Raw genomic sequence first — 919 nt, 5'->3', positions numbered from 1 at the left:
GCGATATCCCGCCAGTTGAACCACTCTTCCTCCGGGCGAATTTTCGACAGTTTGAAGGTTGCTGGAAGCTCCTTCTCGTATTCGCGCCAATTTGTAACCTCGTTGTAGCTCCGTGCATTCACACTTCTTTGCATTATTCGCTCTCTCATGCATGACGTGCTGACATCCACCTATTTCTATCTCCCATTCAGTCACGACAAAGCGCTTCCCGAAGCGCCCAACGTTGCGGCTTTGCGGCGAGCGAAGCGAGTCCGGCAACAGCCGCTTGCTAGCCATTCAAATACGAGAGCCCAAGTTCTGTTGCAGTTTCACAAAGACGACGATCAGCAGTCCACAAAACAACATTACCAAGAATTGCGGAAGCCAATAAATGAATATCTACATAGCCAAGGCCTCGCCCCATAAGCAAGTTCTTTTCAATAAAATAAAGAATTTCATTTGGCTCAAGAATTGGTGTAGAGGGCAACGCTTGTAGCAACATTAAAATTTCCGAACGGTTGGCAAGATTGCCGCATGCCAATTCTCCAATAATAAAAGGATGGCATGCGACCGATCCAGTGTTTAAATGATCAACAAGCTCCTGATCCATTTTTCTGAAATGGTGGATCCAAACACTTGTGTCTACAAGAATCATTTTAACACTCTGATCTTCGGCGTTTTGGCATATCAATGTTTTTTTCGCTTCCACCGAGTTCAGCCAAACGCCGGCTGCTCTCCAAACTGATCAGGGTCTCAAGTCCCTTACGAACCAAGGCCGTTTTTTCATTAATTCCGGTTAGTTTTGATGCCTTTTCGATAAGGGCATCTTCTATGTTTAACGTTGTTCGCATATGCGAGCTCCTTATTAAAATATGCGTTAAATATACATACCAATATGTATCAATGGTGTGGCAAAATGCAAGGATTTTTTGGGCTAACG

At 44.5% G+C, this 919-nt stretch carries 2 protein-coding genes; both read right to left on the bottom strand.

From position 1 onward, the window contains the following. Positions 1-268 precede the first annotated feature (268 nt). The gene (locus MRX98_RS21800; protein ID WP_246915293.1) at positions 269-634 is read right to left on the bottom strand and encodes a type II toxin-antitoxin system VapC family toxin; all 366 of its coding nucleotides are present in this window, start codon (positions 632-634) and stop codon (positions 269-271) included. A 1-nt stretch (position 635) separates the two neighbouring features. Continuing rightward, on the bottom strand, positions 636-919 hold a 284-nt coding region (locus tag MRX98_RS21795; protein WP_246915290.1), incomplete at its 5' end, for a type II toxin-antitoxin system VapB family antitoxin.

The sequence above is a fragment of the Desulfatitalea alkaliphila genome, assembly GCF_022968795.1.
Classification (GTDB): Bacteria; Desulfobacterota; Desulfobacteria; order Desulfobacterales; family Desulfosarcinaceae; genus Desulfatitalea; species Desulfatitalea alkaliphila.
The sequence above is the reverse complement of the archived record's forward strand: the minus strand, read 5'-3'. Positions and strand labels throughout refer to the sequence as shown.

Coding starts and splice junctions, on each gene's coding strand:
- MRX98_RS21800 (WP_246915293.1), bottom strand. CDS start 634: ATGATTCTTGTAGACACAAGTGTTTGGATCCACCATTTCAGAAAAATG.